Origin of the sequence: Mesorhizobium sp. B2-3-13 (assembly GCF_006442195.1) — a bacterium.
GTDB classification, from domain to species: Bacteria; Pseudomonadota; Alphaproteobacteria; order Rhizobiales; family Rhizobiaceae; genus Mesorhizobium; species Mesorhizobium salmacidum.
In genome coordinates, this window is the sequence record NZ_VFVQ01000040.1 from 1 (window position 1) to 20,680 (window position 20,680).

At 60.3% G+C, this 20,680-nt stretch carries 21 protein-coding genes and 2 pseudogenes; 10 read left to right on the forward strand and 13 right to left on the reverse strand.

Annotated features, from left to right (window positions below; genetic code table 11):
* Positions 1–2,534: Ti-type conjugative transfer relaxase TraA (gene traA / locus FJ941_RS28255; protein ID WP_140510814.1), on the reverse strand; the 2,534-nt coding region annotated here is incomplete at its 3' end.
* Between the two features lie 172 nt (positions 2,535–2,706).
* On the opposite strand from traA, the gene FJ941_RS28260 reads away from it, so the two are divergent.
* The 4 genes from FJ941_RS28260 to FJ941_RS29720 all read left to right on the forward strand — a co-directional run bounded on the left by FJ941_RS28260 (position 2,707) and on the right by FJ941_RS29720 (position 4,562).
* Positions 2,707–3,033 carry a conjugal transfer protein TraD gene (locus FJ941_RS28260; RefSeq protein WP_140510816.1) on the forward strand — a complete coding sequence of 109 codons (327 nt, stop codon included), beginning with the start codon at positions 2,707–2,709 and terminating at the stop codon, positions 3,031–3,033.
* A 1-nt stretch (position 3,034) separates the two neighbouring features.
* A complete protein-coding gene (locus FJ941_RS28265) occupies positions 3,035–3,253 on the forward strand; it encodes a conjugal transfer protein TraD (protein ID WP_140510818.1) in 219 nt (72 codons plus the stop codon).
* 471 nt (positions 3,254–3,724) lie between these two features.
* A complete protein-coding gene (locus FJ941_RS28275) occupies positions 3,725–4,333 on the forward strand; it encodes an rRNA adenine N-6-methyltransferase family protein (protein ID WP_210242238.1) in 609 nt (202 codons plus the stop codon).
* Between the two features lie 100 nt (positions 4,334–4,433).
* The gene (locus tag FJ941_RS29720; RefSeq protein ID WP_281405581.1) at positions 4,434–4,562 is read left to right on the forward strand and encodes a hypothetical protein; all 129 of its coding nucleotides are present in this window, start codon (positions 4,434–4,436) and stop codon (positions 4,560–4,562) included.
* An 85-nt stretch (positions 4,563–4,647) separates the two neighbouring features.
* On the opposite strand, the gene ftsH is transcribed toward FJ941_RS29720, so the two are convergent.
* The 6 genes from ftsH to FJ941_RS28310 form a co-directional block, all read right to left on the reverse strand.
* Positions 4,648–6,582 carry an ATP-dependent zinc metalloprotease FtsH gene (ftsH, locus tag FJ941_RS28280; RefSeq protein ID WP_140510822.1) on the reverse strand — a complete coding sequence of 645 codons (1,935 nt, stop codon included), beginning with the start codon at positions 6,580–6,582 and terminating at the stop codon, positions 4,648–4,650.
* A gap of 217 nt (positions 6,583–6,799) precedes the next feature.
* On the reverse strand, positions 6,800–7,165 hold the full coding sequence (locus tag FJ941_RS28285) for an SPW repeat protein (RefSeq protein ID WP_140510824.1): 366 nt from the start codon (positions 7,163–7,165) through the stop codon (positions 6,800–6,802).
* Between the two features lie 351 nt (positions 7,166–7,516).
* Positions 7,517–8,263: an NADH dehydrogenase ubiquinone Fe-S protein 4 gene (locus tag FJ941_RS28295; protein WP_140510826.1), complete on the reverse strand. Its 747-nt coding sequence runs from the start codon at positions 8,261–8,263 to the stop codon at positions 7,517–7,519.
* Positions 8,264–8,336: 73 nt separating this feature from the next.
* Positions 8,337–8,834, reverse strand: a complete 498-nt coding sequence (locus tag FJ941_RS28300) for an Hsp20/alpha crystallin family protein (protein WP_140510828.1) — start codon at positions 8,832–8,834, stop codon at positions 8,337–8,339.
* Between the two features lie 75 nt (positions 8,835–8,909).
* Positions 8,910–9,380, reverse strand: a complete 471-nt coding sequence (locus FJ941_RS28305; protein WP_140510830.1) for an Hsp20 family protein — start codon at positions 9,378–9,380, stop codon at positions 8,910–8,912.
* Positions 9,381–9,558: 178 nt separating this feature from the next.
* On the reverse strand, positions 9,559–9,981 hold the full coding sequence (locus FJ941_RS28310) for a hypothetical protein (RefSeq protein WP_246674055.1): 423 nt from the start codon (positions 9,979–9,981) through the stop codon (positions 9,559–9,561).
* 236 nt (positions 9,982–10,217) lie between these two features.
* On the opposite strand from FJ941_RS28310, the gene FJ941_RS28315 reads away from it, so the two are divergent.
* The 3 genes from FJ941_RS28315 to FJ941_RS28325 all read left to right on the forward strand — a co-directional run bounded on the left by FJ941_RS28315 (position 10,218) and on the right by FJ941_RS28325 (position 12,885).
* Entirely contained in the window at positions 10,218–11,612 is a 1,395-nt protein-coding gene (locus FJ941_RS28315; protein ID WP_140510832.1) for a Do family serine endopeptidase, read from the forward strand.
* Positions 11,613–11,782: 170 nt separating this feature from the next.
* On the forward strand, positions 11,783–12,496 hold the full coding sequence (locus FJ941_RS28320; protein ID WP_181170043.1) for a hypothetical protein: 714 nt from the start codon (positions 11,783–11,785) through the stop codon (positions 12,494–12,496).
* Positions 12,493–12,885 carry a hypothetical protein gene (locus tag FJ941_RS28325; protein WP_140510834.1) on the forward strand — a complete coding sequence of 131 codons (393 nt, stop codon included), beginning with the start codon at positions 12,493–12,495 and terminating at the stop codon, positions 12,883–12,885. Before FJ941_RS28320 ends, FJ941_RS28325 begins: the two co-directional genes overlap by 4 nt.
* A gap of 491 nt (positions 12,886–13,376) precedes the next feature.
* Here the strand turns inward: FJ941_RS28325 and FJ941_RS28330 are convergent, their stop codons facing one another.
* From FJ941_RS28330 to FJ941_RS28345, 3 genes are all read right to left on the reverse strand, one after another.
* Positions 13,377–13,976 carry a hypothetical protein gene (locus FJ941_RS28330; RefSeq protein WP_140510836.1) on the reverse strand — a complete coding sequence of 200 codons (600 nt, stop codon included), beginning with the start codon at positions 13,974–13,976 and terminating at the stop codon, positions 13,377–13,379.
* Entirely contained in the window at positions 13,976–14,461 is a 486-nt protein-coding gene (locus FJ941_RS28335; RefSeq protein ID WP_140510838.1) for a hypothetical protein, read from the reverse strand. The genes FJ941_RS28330 and FJ941_RS28335 overlap by 1 nt, the downstream gene beginning before the upstream one ends.
* 621 nt (positions 14,462–15,082) lie before the next feature.
* Positions 15,083–15,409, reverse strand: a complete 327-nt coding sequence (locus FJ941_RS28345; RefSeq protein ID WP_140510840.1) for a low affinity iron permease family protein — start codon at positions 15,407–15,409, stop codon at positions 15,083–15,085.
* Between the two features lie 916 nt (positions 15,410–16,325).
* Here FJ941_RS28345 and FJ941_RS28350 point away from each other — a divergent pair.
* Positions 16,326–16,547, forward strand: a complete 222-nt coding sequence (locus FJ941_RS28350) for a DUF768 domain-containing protein (RefSeq protein WP_140510842.1) — start codon at positions 16,326–16,328, stop codon at positions 16,545–16,547.
* A 9-nt stretch (positions 16,548–16,556) separates the two neighbouring features.
* Here FJ941_RS28350 and FJ941_RS28355 read toward each other — a convergent pair whose 3' ends face one another.
* Positions 16,557–16,790, reverse strand: coding sequence for a hypothetical protein (locus FJ941_RS28355; protein WP_140510844.1), 234 nt, complete (start codon positions 16,788–16,790; stop codon positions 16,557–16,559).
* A gap of 85 nt (positions 16,791–16,875) precedes the next feature.
* Here FJ941_RS28355 and FJ941_RS28360 point away from each other — a divergent pair.
* A pseudogene (locus tag FJ941_RS28360) lies at positions 16,876–17,738 on the forward strand (ATP-dependent DNA ligase).
* Positions 17,739–18,053: 315 nt separating this feature from the next.
* Entirely contained in the window at positions 18,054–18,773 is a 720-nt protein-coding gene (locus tag FJ941_RS28375) for an SOS response-associated peptidase (RefSeq protein ID WP_140510848.1), read from the forward strand.
* 78 nt (positions 18,774–18,851) lie between these two features.
* Here the strand turns inward: FJ941_RS28375 and FJ941_RS28380 are convergent, their stop codons facing one another.
* Both FJ941_RS28380 and FJ941_RS28390 read right to left on the reverse strand, forming a co-directional pair.
* Positions 18,852–19,364 (reverse strand): DUF892 family protein, encoded by a 513-nt coding sequence (locus FJ941_RS28380; protein ID WP_140510850.1) that lies wholly within the window; start codon positions 19,362–19,364, stop codon positions 18,852–18,854.
* Between the two features lie 571 nt (positions 19,365–19,935).
* Positions 19,936–20,034 (reverse strand): annotated as a pseudogene (locus FJ941_RS28390) (transposase); the annotation flags it as partial.
* Between the last annotated feature and the right edge of the window lie 646 nt (positions 20,035–20,680).

Genomic DNA, 20,680 nt, shown 5'->3' on the forward strand with positions numbered 1-20,680 from the left:
CGCGCGTGACGCACAAGCGCGTTCGTGCGAGCGCGGCGCAGCGCCGCTTCGGGGCTCGCCGCCGCATCCGTGTCGCGTTGCGCTCCCCTGACCGAAACATCTCTTTCAGGCGCCGCGCCGCCGCCTGCGCTTAACGCCCCAACATTCTCCCGTTCCGGCCCGCGCCCACGGTCCTGCCTGGGCTCGGCGTCTCCGGGTGAGCGCAACCCGTCCAGCAGCCCGTCGATCCGGTCGCGGAGCTTCTCCGGAACGATCCGGCGCACGATCTCGACGACGCGCTCGCGGAAGGTAATGCCGCGCCGCTCGGCATAGTGTTGCGCCGGGTCGATCTGCTCATAGTCGGACGCCATGTCCTTGGCGCGGTCCCGTGACAGGACGCGGACAAACCGTTCACGGGTCGCGAAGTCATCGCTGCCGTAATGCAGGTCCATCCCATCTCGATGCCTGGACAGTGCGACGTAGCTGCCATGTGCATCCATGCCCGGCGTTGCGAGCACATGGGTCCGGTCGACGGTCATGCCCTGCGCCTTGTGAATGGTCGCGGCATAACCGTGGTCGATTTGCGCGTAGTCTTTCAGGTCGAAGCGAACCGATCTGTCTTCATCGGTGCGAACCGTCATGCTTTGTTTGCTGAGCTCCTCCACGATGCCAAGCGTGCCGTTCTTGACGCCGAGCCCGCGCTCGTTGCGCAGGAACATGACGCGGTCACCGCTGGCGAAGTTTCTTGGGCCGCGCTCGACATCCACCTGAACCTCGTCGCCGAGATCGCCGGCAGCGCGCATGCGCTCACGCGCTGCCTGGTTCATCGCACGCACCTCGTCGTTTGTGTGGGTGAGGATGATACGGCTTGCCTCTGGATGCGCCTGCCTGTCGCGATCCCAGCGTTCGACGAGTTCACCTCGCGCTTCATTGCGCGTTGCGGCCTGGTGCACCATGCCTTGCGCGTTGTAGGCGCTGATCGCAGTATTGATCCTGCCGGTTGCCAGATCGCGCGTGGCATCGCGCTGCCAGTCCTCGCGCTGCCGACGCACCTGGCCGATCTCGACGCCGCCGTGACGCTCGTGAATCGAGCGGAATGCAGCGCCGGCTTCGATCGCCTGCAACTGCTGGGGATCACCAACAAGAACGATTTTTGCACCAACGTCCGCCGCATGGGAGAGCACGCGCTCCAACTGGCGCGTGCCGACCATGCCGGCCTCATCGATCACCAGGACATCGCGTGTGGTGAGCAGATCGCGGCCCTGTCCCCAACTGTGTTCCATACTGGCGATGGTGCGCGAAGCAATTCCCGATCCGCCTTCGAGGTTCTCCGCGGCAATGCCTGAGAGTGCCGCGCCTCGAACCTCGTAGCCCGCCGCTGCCCATGCCTGGCGCGCAACGCCCAGCATGGCGCTCTTGCCCGTTCCGGCAAAGCCGACAACGACACCAAGACCGCGGCCTTCCGTGATATGTGCAAGCGCATCGGTCTGCTCGCCCGAAAGGATAAGACCGCGTTGCGCAGCCCGCGCCAGTGCTGCCTCGCGATGTGCCTTACTCACCGCATGACGCTCGTCCAAATCGATGCGCTCCGCAGCGCGGTGAAGGCGCTGTTCGGTCTCGATCATCTGCCTTGTGGTGAACCGGTCGTCGCCGCGCCGGTCCTTGCCGAGTTCGACCAGATCGGGCGCGCTGCTGATGGCTGCCACCACCGCGTTGAACTGCTCTATTCCGTCGCTGTGGCGATGCGAGAACTTCGCGATGTCTTTTCTGGTGAAGGTCGATTGCTGATGGGTGATGGGATCGAGCGCCACGGATGGATCGGCAATGATGCGCGCACCATTGTTGCGCGCGATCTCGCGATGCAGTTGGGCGCGATCTGCTTCAATGTCACCAGCATCTAGGCCAGCGGCTTCAATGCGTTGGGCCGGAGCACCAATCTGCGTTTGCGGCTCCAGGACAATGCCCTGCGCTTCCAGACTGCGATGATCGATGCGGGCATCGATGTCGAGTTCGGCCAGGCGTTCATTGGCAAGCTCCGCCCACCGCTCGCGCCAGCGTTCGACCATCTGGGTAGCATTCCAGTCTCGAACCTTGGCACCAAAACCGTTCTCGTCGACGGCCCGCATGGTGAGCATGACATGAGCATGCGGCTTGGGACTGCCATCCTCCGCCCTGTCCCAGTGCACATTGAGATCGGCGACCATGCCCTTGCTGACAAACTCGGACTGAACGAAGTCGCGCGCCAGTTCGATGCCTTGCGGCTGGCTGAGTTCACGCGGCAGGGCGAACTCGACCTCGCGGGCAAGCTGGGCATCCTTGCGTACCTCAAACGCCTCGACATCGTTCCACAGCCGTTCGCGATCGCGCCAGGCTGCCGGTGCATCCTCCGGCAGCATCACCTCGGAATGGACGACACCGCGTTTGGCCGAAAAGTCCTGAACACGATCGATCCGCTCGTCGCGCAACCGCGAAGCCGAGCGGTAGGCCGCAGACGCCACAGCACTTGAGCCTGCCTTGCGGCCAATGACCTTGACGTGAAGATGATAGATCGCCATCGCGACCAGATCATTTGCACATCAAAGCGCACGTCGGCACGACGTATAAGCGCGCCCTCCCTCGAAAAATTCTCGGGATGGACCAGCCCGTCCCGGGCTGTCTCGGCAACCCTGAAGCCTTCCAACACCCGCCCCCCTATCATAATCCGATCGACAACCGACGGAGACAATCATGCGTAAACGACGGGACTTCGACGCCGAACTGAAGGCGCTGGAGGAAAAAGCGCGCGAGCTGAAAACGCGAAAGGTGCAGCAACTCGGCGAACTGGTCATCTCGACCGGAGCCGATGCGCTCACTGCCGATGAACTGGCGGGCGCATTGGTCGCCATCGCCGAGGCGAAGGATGCCGGAAAGAGGGAGGCATGGGCGAAGCGCGGGGCCGCGTTCTTTCAAGGGCGGGCGCGGCGATCTGGGTCAGCGCTTGACCGCGACAACGGCAGCGCTCAAACGCAGCCGGGCGGCGCGCAATCGCCATCCGGCGGCGCGGGCGCGGCATGACATGCGCATATGGCAGGTCGAGCGCCGCAAGCGCACGCGCCATCTGATCGAACTCGGCGGTCTCGTCATCAAGGCGGGGATCGTCGACCTGACCGGCGATGATCGTGCCACCATCTATGGCGCGCTGCTCTGGATGGCCGACAAGCTCAAAAGCGATCAAGGGGCACAGGCGCGGGCGCTCTGGGCAGCAAAGGGAAAGCAGGCGTTCGAGAATGAATGAAGCACATCAGCATCGCTAAATGACACGGCCCGTTCGGCGGGCATTGAGACAGGCGGGCGCAAGGTCCTCGAACAGACGTGGAGCTCATTATCGACCATTGAGCGACCCGCAACGGCAGATACCGATCCTTGGTACTCGTACACCAATGTCCAACAATAACTCTGGATCAGCGTTTCGCGTTTCGCTTCTGCCTAAAGCTTGCTTAGGCCTTCGCCGTTCAGCTGACGCACAGCTTCCATGACAACCCCATGAAAGTCGTGCGACTCCCTCGCTGCGCCGGCAAAGCTGGCGCCTACCAGTTGGGCCATCAGTTGCCGCGGTTGGGTGAGCTTCCCGCTCGCCAGCACTTCGCGTTACGACGATAAGCGAATAGTTGCCAAGGTTTGCTCGAGTGAAGGCTGAAGTTCTGAAACCATCATGGAGTACGCGCAACACGGGAGCCGATATCCATGCCGACAAGAATCGATGCTAGTGAAGCGCGCCGGTGGTTTGCCGAAGACCTGCCGTGTCTCGTCACCTGTCTTGCACAATCCTGCGGTCATCGAGGCCTTCGCAAAGGTTCCGCGCGAACATTACCTTGGCAACGGGCCATGGCGTATCCATTCGCGATTGCAAATTGGAGCGGGCCATACCAGCCCTTCAGCCGCACTTCATGAGATTTACCACCACGTTCTGGTCTCGCTTGACGAAAGACGCGGACTAAACAGCGGCTTGCCGTCGCTTTGGGCCTTGGTTTTCGACCATCTGAACATCGCTCCCGGCCAGACGGTGCTTCAGGTGGGTGCTGCTGTCGGCTATTTCACCGCCATCCTCGCTGAGCTGACGGGTTCTGGAGGACGCGTGATCGCCTATGAGATCGACGAAGAACTCGCTCGGCGCGCGCAAAGCAATCTTGCTCATTATGCCCAGGTCGAAGTAGTATCCGTTGATGCAGCGCAGGCGATTGATCTGCCGGACCTCGATGTCGTCGTCGCCTTTGCCGGAGTGACGCACGTGCCGGAACGGTGGCTTTCAAAATTGTCCGACGCGCTGGCCGGATGGCTCTGCCGTTCACAGGTGAAGACCGACGACGCTTCATGATGCTTCTGGAAAAGGCGGGCGATACGTTTCCTGTACGATCACTTGTGCCATGCGGGTTTTACCCCTGCAGCGGAGCCAGGCGCAGTGAGGAAGAAAGGCCATGATGGTCGCGCTCAAAGCTGCGCGAGGCAAGGTCACCCGTCTCGCGCAATATTACCCAGGGCGACCAGCAAATGGCATCGAGAACGCGTGGCTGGTGACCGACATATACTGGATTTCAAAGGCCTAAAGATCGACATCAATCTCGCGTGTCGCCATCGTAGCGGGCGGCACGGCGTTCCATGAAGGATTATACAGCGGGAGCAATCCGGAACTCATTGTGTCCTGAATTTCCCCGATCCGCGCGTGGGGATTGCAGCCGTGGCCCTGGCCGGCTGCAGCGCAGCCTTCCTCTTGTCCGACGACTGACCAGACCCGTCCCGTGCAGGGCCATCCGCCGCCGAGACGTCTCCGACCAGCGACGCAAGTTCGGTCTCGTCGAGCGTCTCGGTCTCGAGCAGCTTGCGTGCCGCCCTTTCCAGCACGTCGCGCCGCTCGGTGAGGAGGCCGACGGTTCGTTCGAACGCGGCCGCCACAATGTCGCGTACTTCCGTGTCGATGGCATCGGCGGCGGCTTCGCCGTAATCGTGCTCGCGCGGTCCGCCGGCGAGCGGGTTAGGGCTCAGGAAGGAGCGCGGGTCCTTTTCCAGCGCCACGTGCCCAAGTTTTGCCGACATGCCGTAACGCGTCACCATGGCGCGCGCTATGTCGGTTACCTTGGCGAGATCATCGGCGGCTCCGGTGGACAAATGGCCGTATACGATCCATTCGGCCGCCCTGCCGCCGAGCAGCACCGCCATCTTGTTGTCCAGCTCCTCGCGCGTCATCAGGAAGCGGTCCTCGGTCGGACGCTGGATAGTGTAGCCGAGCGCGCCGACGCCGCGTGGTATGATCGACACCTTGTGCACCGGGTCGACACCAGGCAGCGCCATGGCTACCAGCGCATGACCCATTTCATGATAAGCGACGATCTCACGCTCCTTCGGGTTCAGGAGCCGGTTGCGTTTCTCCAGTCCCGCGACGATGCGTTCCACCGCATTGTTGAAATCGTCCATCGTTACTGCATCCGCCTTGCGGCGCGTGCCGAGCAACGTCGCTTCGTTCACAAGATTGGCCAGGTCAGCACCGGTGAAACCGGGCGTCAGCGCCGCCACTTTTTCCGCATCGACATCCCTCCCCAGCTTGGCCTTGCTCATGTGAACCTGCAGGATCTTTATGCGACCCTGCTTGTCGGGCCGATCGACCAATACCTGGCGGTCGAAACGGCCGGCGCGCAGAAGTGCCGGGTCAAGGATTTCAGGACGGTTCGTCGCGGCCAGCAGCACGACGCCGATCTGCGGATCAAAACCGTCGAGTTCGACCAAAAGTTGGTTGAGCGTCTGCTCCTTTTCGTCGTGGCCGCCGACCGTGGTCCCACGGGCGCGGCCAAGAGCGTCGAGCTCGTCGATGAATATGATGGCGGGAGCCTTGGATCGCGCCTGTTCGAAAAGATCGCGCACGCGCGCGGCCCCGACCCCTACGAACATCTCGACGAACTCCGAACCGGAGATCGAGAAGAACGGCACCTTGGCCTCGCCCGCGACGGCCTTTGCGAGGAGGGTCTTGCCCGTGCCTGGCGGTCCGACCAGTAGCACGCCTTTGGGCATGCGTCCTCCGAGGCGGCCGTATTCGCCCGGGTTCTTGAGAAAATCCACAATCTCCTGCAACTCGGCCTTGGCCTCGTCGACCCCCGCCACATCGTCGAAGGTCACGCCGGTATTGGCTTCGACATAGATTCTGGCCTTGCTCCTGCCAATTTGCATCAAACCGCCGACGCCGCCGTCCATGCGTCTTAGAAGCAGCATCCAGAGGCCAAAGAAGACGAGCACCGGCACAACCCAGGAAAGCAGGTCGGTCAGGAAGGTGCTTTCGACCTGGCCAGTCACAGTGACACCGTGTTCCTGCAGGTCACGGGCGAGGTTCGGCTCGACGCGTGTAGTGATAAACAGCGGCCTGCCGTCTTGCGGCTCCTTGAAGCGGCCCTGGATGAAGCGGTCCGAAACCTGCACCTCAGCGATCTTGCCGGCGTTCAGCAGGGTCTCGAACTGGCTGTACGGTATCTGGGCGACGTGTTGCGTCGTGGCATAGATGTACTGGACGACCATCACGCCCACGAACGCCGCAATCCAGTACCAGACATTGAACTGCGTCTTTCTGTTGCTCATGTCCATGGCGGCCTCCACAGAGGCGGATATAGGTCGCCCAGCCCGCGCGGCATCGGTGTAGGCCAGGTCCGGGGCAAAAAAGTGGGAGGCCCCAGACCGGCCGGCGACAATGGGTCTGTCATTGTCCTTTCCTGTGCGGTATGCCCAGCGCAGCTGTCATGCCGTTTTCCTCCGCCGGTTGAAAAAAGCGGGCCCGAAGATCCGGGCCCGGCAGAGATGCTGGTCAGGCCGTTGAAGGCGGACGGTCGCCGAAGAACCAGAGGCTTCCGGCAGCCAAGGCCGCTACGATCACTCCCACGACCACATGTACCCACATGGCCGTTGTCAGGGCCGAGAAACCGAGGGCCCAGGGCGAGATCAGCGTCCACAGCCCAACCACCAGGTTTGCCCATTCCTCATAGGCATGGAACGCAACCAGCGCACCCACGGCGGTCAGGGCAATCACCGCACCGGCGATCCAGGCGTTCCAGGCCGCATAGGTTTCAGCCGCAAATCCGAAATACCAAGGCGACAGTACCAGCGCTATGCCGGCGATCACATTGACGGTATCGGTCACCGGACGACTTTCAGTTTTCAGCCATTTTTCCATTGTTCATCCTCCTTTCCTGACATGGTCAGTGCACCGCCCTCTGAGCGAAGGCGGGTGCGGCAGCCAGGGATTGACCCTTTGCCACCGCGAAGCTTTCTTCGTCGGCCGGGCCGTACCCGGCCATCGCGCGGAACCGAACCCGCCAGAACGAAGGACTTGAGCTCTCCGGGCTGGAAGCGGTTGCCGGCGATCTCGCGCAGGGCGAGCTCGACGGGCGCCGTCGCTTCGTTGTCAGGCGCTCAGCACCCCGGCTGAGCGCACGAGCGCGCCCCGCCACGGCGACGGCCAGTGCGAAACGGTTCGGCACCGTATTTTCACAATCGAGCACAGTCAGCCGATCCATGACGACCCTCACATTGCCTTCTGCTTCTGTTCAAGAATAGAAACGGCCAGGTTCGCTGCCTTAACTGGCTCCAGCGCGAGCAGGGCCAATTCCACTTCGTCCAGCCGCGTCGGACGCGCGTTTTCCGGCATCCCCTCGGCCGTGGCGAGATCGACCAGATACTCGTTCCACGCCCAGTTTCGCAGGATTGCGCGTTTCTCGTCGGCTGTCAGAAGAGGATCGACGACCACGTCCATCGGCGATGCATAAAGCGCCTCCGGGTCCGTCAGCGCCGGTCCATAATGCGGCGCCTGCGAAACCGCGCCGTGGCTGCTTTGCAGCAAAGCCAACTGGAGGCGGTTCCAGACAACGTCTGCGCCGGCCTGCAGCGGGTTGTCCGCGTCAGACGATTCGACACTGGACTTTTCGGCCGCCGGGCTTCCTTGAACAGCGTAGGCAAGCCCCTGCCGTTCGGCATATTCGATGGCCGCCTGAGCCGTTGGAAAATCGAGCTCCACCTGGCTCAGCGTGTCACCACTTCCGGTGTAGCCCATCAGCGGTTCAATGACCGGCGCAGTACGCCGCTCGAACACCAGCCGCCACCCTTTCGGCCGCGCACGGCTTGAGGTCATGACTGAGCGGCCAGGCTTGTAGATCCGCGCGACGGCATCATGCGGGAACTCGGATCGCCCGAGCGACGGCGCTCGCCTGCGTTTGTCGTTTGCCGGTCCGAGATTTTCTACGACTGGTGTGACTTTTCTTTCTTGCTTCTGCATCACTCATCCCTCCCATTTTTGGTGAAGGACGCGCCGGAGGCAGCGGGCTGCCGCCTCCGACTTGGTCCAGGCGTCAGTGGCTGATCGGGATGCGCTTCACCTTCGACTGCGCGTTCGGGTTCTTCGGCAGCGTCAGGGTCAGGACGCCATTGGCAAAGGACGCCTTGACCTTGTCGTCCTCGACCTCGTAGCCGAGGGGTATGCGCCGCTCGAAGCGACCGTAGAAGCGCTCGGAGTAATCCTTCTCCTCGGTTTCCGACCGCTTTTCGCCACGCAGGGTCAGCACATCTTCGTCGAGCAGGACTTCGATGTCCTTCTCTTCCATGCCGGGGACTTCGGCGGTGACGCGAAGCTCGTTGTCTGACTCCGAAATCTCCACCTTCGGCCAGCCGTTATCGAAAGGCGAAAGCTGTCCAACAGCAGGCAAGCGCGTCTCGAAGCTCCTCAACATCTCGTCAAAGAGCCTGTTTACCTCGCGGTGAAGCGAAAGGAACGGGTCGCCACCGCCATAGATGCTCGGGGCCTGGTTGTTGCTGTTGCGGCCCCACGGAATAAGGTCACGCATGTTCATGGTCATTCACCTCCACGTTCAACCGCGCGGCACCGGGCGATTGCCGGTGCCTGCCGCTTCTGATTAACTCTGACTTCAAGCTGCGTTCCTTTCGGCGTCGATCTGCCGCGGCGCTGCCTTTGCCGAACTGCCTGCGATGGCGATCCGGCGCGGCTTCATCTCTTCGGGAAGCTCGCGCTTGAGATCGATGTTCAGCAGCCCATTGTCCAGGCTGGCGCCGACGACTTTCACATGGTCGGCCAGTTCGAACCGACGCTCGAAGGCGCGTCCGGCAATGCCGCGATAGAGATACTGGCCGTCATCGTCGCCAGATTGCGACCCGCTCACAACCAGCAGGTTAGGTTGATGAGTGATAGTCAGCTGTTCCTGCGAGAAGCCGGGAACCGCCATGGTGACGCGATAGGCGTCCTCACCAGCCTTGGCGATGTCATAGAGCGGCCAATTCTCTATCGCAGTGACACGGCTCGCATTTTCCAGCATATTGAAAATCCGGTCGAAGCCGATGCTGGACCGGAACAGAGGGGTAAAATCGAGGTTTGTCCTCATAGCCACATCCTCCATCGAGCAACATGGATACAAAGGAGACGCCAAGAGCCTTGACGCCTCCTGGACTTGTACCGGCCCCATGTGGCGGCCGGCGATTACCATTTATAACAGTGGTTTACACGTTCAAGGGGTCTATAGGAATATTTTCAGTCAGACGATTGGTCGCTAAAGAACACGTCTATCCCCGCCGGCGAATCCTCGCCGGCGGGCGGAAGCCTCGGATGAAGAGCGTGGCTGCGCTCCACTCAAAGTCGATCGACGGATGCTGGAAGACCGGCGACCGCAATGCTGTCGATCTCACGACCGCGACCGGTGCCGGGAAGCTTCCAATTGCCAATTGGCGCAACGCGTCCACGATGGCATCGAAGCTGACCGGTTCGGTTGCTCCCGGCGGCATGCGCAGCGCCGGCACCGATTCCACTGCACATGCATCCGATGCCCGACGAAAGGATTGCACGCTTCTCCTGGACGGCAGCGTCACGTCGGTCAGCACGTCATGGGGTCGCTCGAAATGCCGTGCCGGATGGAGCAACCGGTCAAGAAAAGCATCAGAGCCCACGGGCCCGATCGGGGGAAAACTCGTCGAAATGGCTCCTTCCATCGATGGTTCTCCGCTTTGAACAGTCTCCTCTGTTGACGTCATGTTTGGTGGCTCTCGCGATTTCCACCAGCTGAAATTTTGGAGAGTTTCGAGCAAATTTCGATGGCCCCGCAAGGCGACATCCCCGCAGTTCAGCCCACCATAAACATTTTTTCAAACCGGTGAAACAATCGGCGTGAATGTCAGTTCTTGGGTTCGCGCAGCAGCGCCAGGGCGGTCGGGCAGGAGAACCAATCATGTCTTACATTTCTAGGAAGCGACTGTGCATTGGCTTCGTCGCAGGAATTTTGATGCTCACGGCTGGCGGCTTTGCTCCAGTTTCAGCACAGGAAATTCCGAACGACTTCAGCGCAATCGTGCGTCAGAAACTGCCGGCCGTGGTCGCGATCACGACGAGGCAGATCATCCAGGACCAAACGATGCTCGACGACTTTCTCAACCCCTTCGACAGCCGCGGGCCTGCCCAGCCGCAGGTGCGAGAAGCTCTTGGCTCCGGCTTTGTGGTCAGTCCCGAGGGCTACATCGTCACCAACAATCATGTCGTGGCGGACTCCACCGAAATCCACGTCGTATTCTCCGATAAGGAGACTTCGCCCGCGCGACTTGTGGGCCGCGATCCAGCAACCGACATTGCGGTGCTGAAGGTCGATCCACGCCCCAACATGACGGCCACCGCCTGGGGTGACTCGGACGCAATGCAGCCGGGGGCCTGGACGATCGCGATTGGCAGTCCGTTCGGGCTCGGGGGAACCGTTACCGTCGGCGTTCTTTCCGCCCGCTCGCGCGAGATCCATGCCGGCCCTTACGACGATTTCCTCCAGACAGACGCCTCGATCAATAGAGGCAATTCCGGCGGTCCTCTGTTTAACGTGCGCGGCGAAGTGATCGGGGTCAACACGGCCATCGTCTCTCCGTCTGGCGGCAGCATAGGCATCGGGTTCGCCGTGCCCTCCCGAACTGCACGAAGCGTTGCTGATCAGCTGATCCGCACCGGCCGGATCGAGCGCGGGTTCATCGGCGTGCGTCTCCAGGAGGTGACGCCGTCGCTTGCCCAGGCACTTGGCATATCAAGCACCAAGGGAGCGCTGGTCGCCTCGGTCGAGCCCGGCAGTCCGGCGGAGAAGGCCGGCTTGCAATCGGGGGACGTGATCACCCAGTTCAACGGCAAAGACATCCAGGGCGTCCATGACTTGACATTGGCGGCAGCGAACGAAAAGCCGGGGTCGAAAGCGACGTTGACAAGGAACCGCGGCGGCTCCCAGCAGGAGGTGGAGCTGACCGTAGGTCAACGCAAGGACGAGGAGGTGCAGACCGGTGCCGTTCCGAGTCCGGAAGCGGCGGACCAACGCCTCGGACTGTCGCTCAGCCCCATTCCTGACGAAGCGCGTCAACAACTCGGTCTGCAGCCGGGTACCACCGGAGTCATCATCCAGGAAGTGGCGCCAAATAGCCTCGCCGCCGAGAACGGCCTTCGGCCTGGCGACGTCATCGTCTCGGCCAACAACCGCAACGTGACGCAGCCTTCGGATATTCAGCAAGAGTGGACGAAATCCCGCCAGCAGAGAAAGCCCATCCTGTTCCGCATCGAAAGGCAAGGACAATCGCTTTTCGTTGCAGTGGCCGCTTCCTGACGCGGCGCTGCGTCAGGCCAGCCGCGGTGACGAAGAAGTGGTCTTGACGGCCGCCATCACGGCTGGTCCAGTTATGGAGAGACCCGCAAAGAGCAACTCCTGATCGGCCGACCGACTGTAAGGAAGAGATGTCATCTTGATAGAGCGCAGGATATGGGTAGGGTGCGCGCATGGCTTCGACGCACACAGACGACGCGGCACTTGGGGGGATTGGTGTAGGGTCCTATACCGCTCCGGAGGCGGCGCGACTATTGAAGACATCGGCTCTGAATTTGAACCGATGGATGCGCGGCTATTCCTATCGGCGTCGAGGCGAGGAACGTCGTATGCTGCCACTTTGGGCATCGCAGCACGCGGGCGTCCAGGAGCATCTGGAAATCGGCTTTCGCGATTTGATCGAGCTGCGTTTTGTCAAAGCATTCGTGGATGCTGGTGTCGGTCTGCTCGCCATCCGCAACTGCCTAGAATATGCGCGAGAGTGCGTCCGCGACGATCGCCCGTTCTCGACCCGAAGCTTCCAGACCGATGGCCGCACGATCTTCCTCGAAAGCATCGAGCGAGCCAGCGAGCCGAAGCTGCTGGACCTGAAGAAACGGCAGTATGTCTTCAAGCAGGTGATCGAACGAACCTTCAAAGACCTCGACGTCGAGCATGACGCGGTTGCCCGATGGCGTCCATTCAATGGGAAAAACTCCATCGTGATCGATCCTGGCCGCGCATTCGGCCAACCCATAGCGTCGCAGTTCGGCGTCCCAACCATCGTGTTGGCCGAAGCTGCCGAGGCCGAAGGATCGCTTGAAGACGCGGCGCGGATTTTTGAAGTGCCCGTCGCCGTTGTTCGCGACGCGGTCAATTTCGAAGAGAGTCTGGCGAGAGCCGCTTGAAGGTTGTTATCGATGAAAACCTCCCTCCTGCGCTAGCCCGCTCATTGAATGCGCTATTTGCGGGCAAGCACCAAATCATCCATACCCGCGACCGGTTCGGACCGAAGGTGACGGATGTACAGTGGATCGGCGAACTCAGCGCCGAGGGAAGGTGGATCGTGATCTCGGGCGACCGACGCATCACCAGAAACAAAACTGAATACAACGCTTTTCGAAGCTCTAACTTGGTGGGCTTCTTTCTTTCGAAAGGGCTAAACAAGTCACCGATAATCAAGCAGATGGAGCGTCTTCTCGCGCTTTGGCAAACGATCGAGACGCAAGCGGAGATCGTGCAGGGCGGCGCAATATTTGAGCTTCCGATGACCAGCACGAAAATCAAGCAGATGTGAAAAGGCCGGCCTTTAGCCCCGGCCACTCAGTTTCAGTTCCTTTTGCAGGACCACTATTCTGGCCGCTTGACCACCGAGGCGGCCGATCACGAAAGGATCGTAGTGCGCCTCGGCGAGGATGATGCGACGCTGCGCGCGCTCTTGAGATCTGTGGATAAAGCCCGCAGCGCATGCACGATGTATGCGAGTAATTTGCGGTGTTGGTAATGGGGCTCGGCGAGCTTCAATCGCTGCGGCGTCGTGGCCGCAGACTTGTTGCCGGCCTGCGCCGCGTCATATGACGCCTTGAACTCGCCACTGCCGAGTTTCCCGACGAGGGATACGGAAGCCGTTCGGCCGCGCCTGCAAGCGCCTGGGGTGACCGAGGGGCACGGCCTATCGCGTCCGCGATAAGGCCCTGACGCTGATCGCGCAGGGGCTTAACCGCGATCATGTCCCCACACAATAAGGGGAGCGGCGATGACAATAACCCGCGTTACAGCGTACGCTCGTCAGAGTTTGCATGTAACCGTCTGCTGATCGCCGAGTTTAAGGCTACCCTTCCAAAGACATGCTGGGCGCGTTGGTCTTGCGACGCGCACCACTACATCGCCAGGATCGACCCGGTAGACACCTTTTTTGACGCTGTGCACCTGTTCCCCGTTAATGTCGACCAAATAATCGACCGGGGGCACGGGCTCGACAATCACGGTGACGAGAGGTAACTGCTCAAGCGCAGCATAGATCATCTGAGCATCAAGGGCTTTCGAAATCGCTGCAAATTGGGATGTGTCCTCCCATGCAAATGTATATTCTCCGGTCGACCACTTTGCTGTAACACCGTGCGGCTTGGCGACAACGAACCCTGCGTCCGTCATAGCTTTGGCAATTCTGTCGACGGCTTCCGGGTTCAAACCGGCAGCGGCGGCTTTGACGCTAAATCCTTCGGCAGCAACTCTCAACGCCGCCGTTTGAGCGGACGGGGTGACGATCTCACCTCTTTCAGTCGCCCAAGTGGTGATCAAACTGTCGTAGTTTAGCTCCTGAGCGTGCACAGCGAATGGGACGATGAACGCCACAGCGAGCATTATCGATTTGAGGGCTCCGGCCATCACTGCGCCTCCCTAACGCGCTGGTACGCTACCGAGGCAACCAAAAGGGCAATCAACCCAATGCCCGCCATAAAAAAATAGAAACTGGCCGAATACCGATACTGAAGGAAATCGGCATCGATCCTCTCCCAGCATGAATTGAACCACAGGTTAGCGATCCCGGCTTTCCACCAGATCCCGTAAAATATCGTCTGAGCGAGGCAGATCATCGATCCTGCGAGAACCGCGACGATCCACGGCGTAGGGCGCAAGTCGCCTCGGAGGCCTAGCAGAAGTGCTGCGCCTAGACCTGTCAGACCTGTTGCGAGCGTTATCCCGAGCTGAATGATGCTGTCGAGAAATTCGACAGTTTTTTGAAATTGGTCTCTAACTGTGGCGATATCACACACGCCTATGTGAGTGGCCGGCGCAGCAAGAAAAGCCCACGCAGACGCAAGCACAATGGGCGCCCCGACAATGGCGGTCACCCCCCATTTGCCGCACATGTCTCCTCCTATCAGAAGGGCCGATCTCGCTAGCCGTTGCGGCGAGGCCAGGCCCGCTGTGTAGGCTATTACCCCTTTTTCTCATTTGCGTCTCGGCTTGATCGCGGATGCGAGTAACGTCCGCTTCGTGCCAAAACACAAGTTGCTAGAACTCGGCGGGGTGGGGCGCAAAATTGCGGTGCTTGTTCCTCGATACCAAGGGGGAAAGTAAGTGAGATGCGTCATCGCAATAGCAATCATGATCGCGTGTGCGAATTCATATCCAACGGCCCCTGACCAATAGATATAGGTCCCAAAATCGATGGTGGACCGGGCCGCGCCGATCGCCTGGAGCATCGAAGGAAAAATCTCGTCGCCGTTCACAAGGGTCTGCACCGCGTTCGCGTTTGACATCTGTCCCAGGGAGTAGCTGCTCATCGACCTGGCGAACTGGGGGTCCGATGGGTCGAATGATGCGGGACAATCGTCCGCAAAACCCGCGGTTCAGGCGTCAGGTTTATGGCCGCCAGCGTGATTAGGCCGGCGAAACGGCCGCATAGCTCAATCCCCTGAGCAGCGGGCTGAACTTTCGATCCAACCGCGTTGGCTTCGCGCCCCTGAGCAACGCCACGAAACCGGCAGTCAGTCGCCCTGCTGCTTGCGATCGCGATGTTTTTCGATGTCCTCGGGCTCTTCATCGTCAATGCGGGTGATGGTCGAAGCCGAACTGTTTGATCTCAGCATTTCGTCCAACTTGGCATGAATCGCCTGGGTATCTCGATGTTCAGCCCGCTGAATGAAGAGCGTCATGGCCCAGGTGAGGAGCGTGGCCGCGCCATGCCAGTTCAAGCTTTGCCGGTCGAAAACGATCCAGAAGATCGCATAGGCCATCAGAACCAGGAATGCTGCCGGACGAGAGGTCCACGTGCCGATCGAGGTAAGCGCGCCGGTAATGGGGTGATTTGCCATCAGCAGGAACTTTCCACGGTAACGCAGGTTCCCGCGAGCGCATCGGCGAAGGCTGCCGTGCGGAACAGTCGTCTGCCCGGAGCGCCGTCAGGCCCTGACCACCCGTCTTGGTTGGGCGGTGTCTCGAACGGCTGCCGTGTCAGAGGCTGCAAGGGGCCTTGCGATCGCGGGCGCCTATGGAAAAGCGCGAGCCTCCCGAACCGATCCCGGACAGCATTCTCGTGGCCGCTGCAAAATGGCGATGACAGGAAAGCTGCCGCAAGGACAGGCCCGCCGGTCTCATCTGAGAATGTCCCTTAGCGACATGTATCCGCCCCATGCGCTAAGGCCCAGAAACACGAAGAGCACTATTACGACGCCGCGTTTTTGGCCGACTGAGGTCGCCCGATGCCAGCCTTGGAAGCAAATCCATGTGCCCCATGTCGCGAGCAATATGCTCAGGATGAACAGCCCTACCAAAACACTTTTGGAGTATACAAGACGCAGTAATAGCGAGGCGATCGCGATTGCGTAGCTTATCAGAGCCACTGGCGATAAATGTGCTTTCAGATAGGGGGCCATTAAGAACCGCTAGCACGTAGCTATTGCAGGGCAGTTAAGGTTTCCGAGATCACGCGCATGCTCAGAGAGGGATGAAGGCCGACGCAATGCCTCGCTGGAATGGTTCTTGGCTGAACTGATACGCTCCCAAGTGGCCTACGTCGGCTGGTCGACGAGCGGCTGCTTGCGCTTCGGCGGCACATAGGGGAACCGAGTCAGGGGCTTCGGACTTGTTAGCTTCAACGTAGCTTGCATGAGGCGCGCCTAATCTTCAGGGATAAAGAAACTCGAGTTTTAGAAGCGGCCCTCTCGCGGCGGTACCAGTCTCGGTCATGGTCGCGGTGGCGATGGTCAGCCTTACGTTCGGCTGGTTCGGATGAGCACCCGAGGCACTGCCTTCCTCGACCGGTGGGTCCGGTCCAACGTTCCGGGGACAGTCGGTGCGGACGTCATCTCAGTCGCCGAACTGACACAAAAGCTTTTCGCCGATACCAAAAAGGTCGGCATCAGCAGCACTGAGATCGAGGAAGATACCGGCAGCGTCTATGAGGCGATCCTTGATGCTATCGTCCACCACGGTGCCGGGTTGGCCGACTGACTGGTCCGCTCACGCCGGCGGGCTTTTCTTCTTCCGTTTAGGAAATTCGATCACCTTCGCCTCGGGCTCCGGCTCCAGCGGCTCATGATTAGGCTGCTCATGCCAGAAGACTTGGCGCAAATCGCGTTGGTCGACCCGCTGACCGCAATACGGGCAGTTGTAGAAGTGAAGATGCTCGTCGATACGCTGCCCTCCGTGCAGTTTGCCGGGAACCGGAGGGCCGAGGTCAGATAGCTTTGTCATGCGGGGTGCAACATCCGGCCATGCTAAATGTTCCGGAACTATTTTAGCTAAAGCTTATTGAATGGACAGCTTTGTGAGTGAGTTGATGCGTCTGAAGTTCATTAAGCCGATGGAGCCCGAACTGGTCGACACCCCGCCCCAAGGCGATGAGTGGATCCACGAGATCAAGTTCGATGGGTACAGGACCCAGATCATCAAGGATGACGACGGGATTCGGTTGATCACCAAAAACGGCTATGACTGGACCGGGCGCTACATCCAACTCGCCGGCGAAGCAGAGGCGATCGAAGCGAAAGACTTCATCATCGACGGCGAGGCGATCAGCATCAACGAAGCCGGCCTGTCGGACTTCCACGCACTGCAATCAGCCGTTACCAGCCGCAACCCGTCTCGCGATCTGTATCTGGTGGCGTTCGACCTCCTGCACCTCAACGGCCACGATTTGCGCGAGATGCCGGTCGAAGAGCGGCGCGATATTCTACAGGGATTGATCCCCACTGGCGGCCGCATCCAATTCAGCGAAGCAATGCCGGAACCGGCGATGCCGTCTATCACCTTGTCGACCAAGCCGGCCTGGAGGGTATGGTTTCAAAGCGAAAGGACAGCACTTATCGCAGCGGGCCGACGATGAACTGGCGCAAGATCAAGTGCTATGCCGAAAAGGAAATGGACATCATTGGGGTGCAGCGCGAGGCCGGGAAACCCGCGATGGTCCTGATGGCGGACAAAGGCCGCTATGCCGGCGGCGCCTTTGTGACGTTCAAGGCTGACAAACGACAAGCGCTATGGGACCGCATGCAAGGTAAGGTCGGCGGACCTGTTCCGATAGGCTTGGCCAAGGCAAAGGCAGAATGGCTAAAGCCTGGTCTGGTCGGCCGCGTGCGGTTCTTGAAAGGCGAAGAGAAGCTACGTCACGCCAAGCTGCTCGATTTCCGGGATAAGCAATAGCCAACGCTTGCCCAGCCGGGAACTTAAGACACCGATCGAACTTATCGCCGAATGAGCACACGCGGCGTGGATTTCCTCTATCGCTGGATGAGCGAAAATATACCCGAACATGCTTCCGTCGATCCGGGCCTGATCACTGATCTTGCCGATCAGGCGCCGACGCGATCAAGGCCGGTATCCGGCCGCGTGAGATAGATGAGGAGGTCGACAGCGTCTTTGCCGTCTTGGCGGAGGCTGTCAGCAATCAGGAGGGTGGCGCGATCGAATAGCCTTCCCGAAGTAGACTCTTGCTTTTCGGGTTCCTATCTCTGGTAGATGTGCGGACGAGTTTTTGTAAAGACCACAATACCCGACATGGTTCGTCGGTTCGAATTCGCCCATCCTGGCGAGGTCGAACGGCTTGGCAACAGCTTTCCTCTTTGGAACGGCGCGCCAAGCCTAACCTATCCCGTCATCATCCGTGAAGAGCTATCGACCAGCATGGCGGGATTTGTTTCGGCGCGCTGGGGCCTGGTCCCAGGTTGGGCTCGAGATGGTGGCGGCCGCCCGCCACCTGTCAACGCCCGCTGCGAGACCATCGCCAGTAACGGCTTGTTCCGCAAGGCTTACAATTCGCGCCGCTGCCTGGTGCCCGTCGATGGCTATTTCGAATGGCAGAAGCTCGACGCGTCGGGGAAGAAAAAGCAGCCCTACGCCATCGCGATGAAATCTGATGAGCCCTTCGCCATGGCAGGCATCTGGGAAGAGTATGCCGACAAGGTGACCGGCGAACTCGTGCGGACCTTTGCCATCGCCACCTGCGAGCCGAATTCGCTTATGGCGACGATCCACGACCGCATGCCGGTGATCCTGGCGCCGACCGACTACATGCGCTGGCTTGGGCCGGAGCAGGACCCTCGCGACCTGATGAAGCCCTTTCCGTCCGATCTGATGAAGATGTGGCCGATCGACAGCAAGGTCGGTTCGCCACGGAACAATACGCCCGACATCATTGACGAGATCGGGCAGGGGCCGAGCGACTTGTTCGAAGTCTGATCGGCCTGAGGTTGGGAACTCGCCGTAGCCAGCGAGACAGAGCACCACACAACAGCCCGCCTTGACTGGCCTAGTAAATCACCGTTTTGCGGCGTCACTGTCAGCGGCGGCACGCGACAGGAAGGTCTGCGTCGTCTGGCCAAGATGGCTCTTCAGCCACTCCGCCATTGCTTCTTCTTCGCGCAGATTCTGCTCGCACGCCTGCACGATTTGAGTTTCGCCCTCGGCGTTGGCGGCCGCGATAAGGATTGTATAGGATGCGATTTCCATGTGCTCGAAGGTGTAGCTGGCCAGAGAGCCCTTCATCACCTCATCGCCGGCAAATACCCCACTTATGGATTGTGCGAGCGCCGTGAGCTTACCGCTTGCGACCTTCATGGTGGACGATCCTTCGCTGATCCCGTCGAGACAGGTCTTTAGCCGGGCAGCCTGTTGCCTGGTTTCTTCGAGATGTAGGCGGATGCGCTCACTGAGCTCCGGGTAATTCTCGATACGGCTCAATTGTCCTGAGAGCATCGTCTCGGCCTGTTCCTCCATGGCGTGGGCGTCCCTCAGCCACTGGATCATCCATTCGCGCGATTCTGACGACATAGGTGCCTCCTGAGTTCGCTAAAATAAACGAACCTCGAGAAGCGAGGATTGTTCCGGCCGCACGTGCGTTGCCAGTAGGTTGAATGCGCTCTTGACGAAAGAGGAATTTGTTCCTTTTCTGTTCTCATGGGCGCACGATCCGATCGACACGCTGGGGAAGGCGACCCGGCACAATATGCTTGTGAAGGTGGAATGCAGTTGCGGCAACGTCCGCTACTGCAGATCGGCCGATCTCATGATGGTCTATGGCGGCGGCGTTGATCCTTTGAAGCTGAAATTCGACTGCAACCGATGCAAGCCAACGATCAAGATCACGCTCCTGGAGCTCCTGGAGGTACATCCCGAGCACCTTCCCAAACGCCTGATGATCCACAAGCCAATGAGGGATTTTAGCCAATAAGAATTCACTTATGAAGGGCGGGTCCGCGCCTTCCCATTCATCTGCGGACCGATTGTCAGCCGCCTTGGGTATGCCCGGTCCGATGAAGCGAGCGCAAGCATCAGCTGGTTTGGTGCCAACGCCCTGGCAACGTGGGCAGATTAATTGCGAGCAGGGGGTCTCGAAGTCCGGCAGGCGCCGGTTCGAGATGGCGACCCGGTGCGTGTAGCGCGACAGATAGGCGAGCACCGCTTCCGGTCCCGCGAACGGCGCCTTGGCGTAAACCACCCAGCCTTCCCCCGGACGGGAGCAAGGTGGCGCAGGAAGGCCCGTGCGCTTTAGGCCGGAAAGGGAAAGAAGGCGTTCGAGGATGAGCGCGGCCGCGTGAAACTCACCGACGCACAGGATCGCTACGATGGGGCGTGACCGATGGCGGGTGGCGCGGAGACCTCACATATCGCAGCGCTGCCCGCCATCGCGCGGCTTCCATGCGGCTGGCGCTCCTTCGGCGTCCTTCTGGGCCATCCGGTTTGCCCTCATTGCAAAAAACATCTTCGCCTCTTAGCCAAGTCGGACAAGCTCTTTGGTAGCGCCAACGACCTCGCGAGCTACCACGACACGCTTTTCCAACGGCCCGTGGACCCGCTCCGAAAATGGGGGGCTGGCTCGACTTAAACGGCCTGCCAGCGATCACCGGCACCGTCTGTCCGGCAAAGTCCGTCTGCATCACCGCGCCCGCCGCATGCCGGTTGCGGAATGTCGCGCTGGTCCGGCGCTCGAAAGCGGCGAAGTGCTCGCAGAAGCTGGCCTGCCACTGAACTGTCATCCAGCTGCGATTAGAGCCTCGACCGTTTTTGTTACGCCTTGTGGCGCGGGTTGAGCAACCGGCGGAGGCGCGGAGCCTTCGATTAGCGCAGCGTCGGAGCCGGTTGCGGTG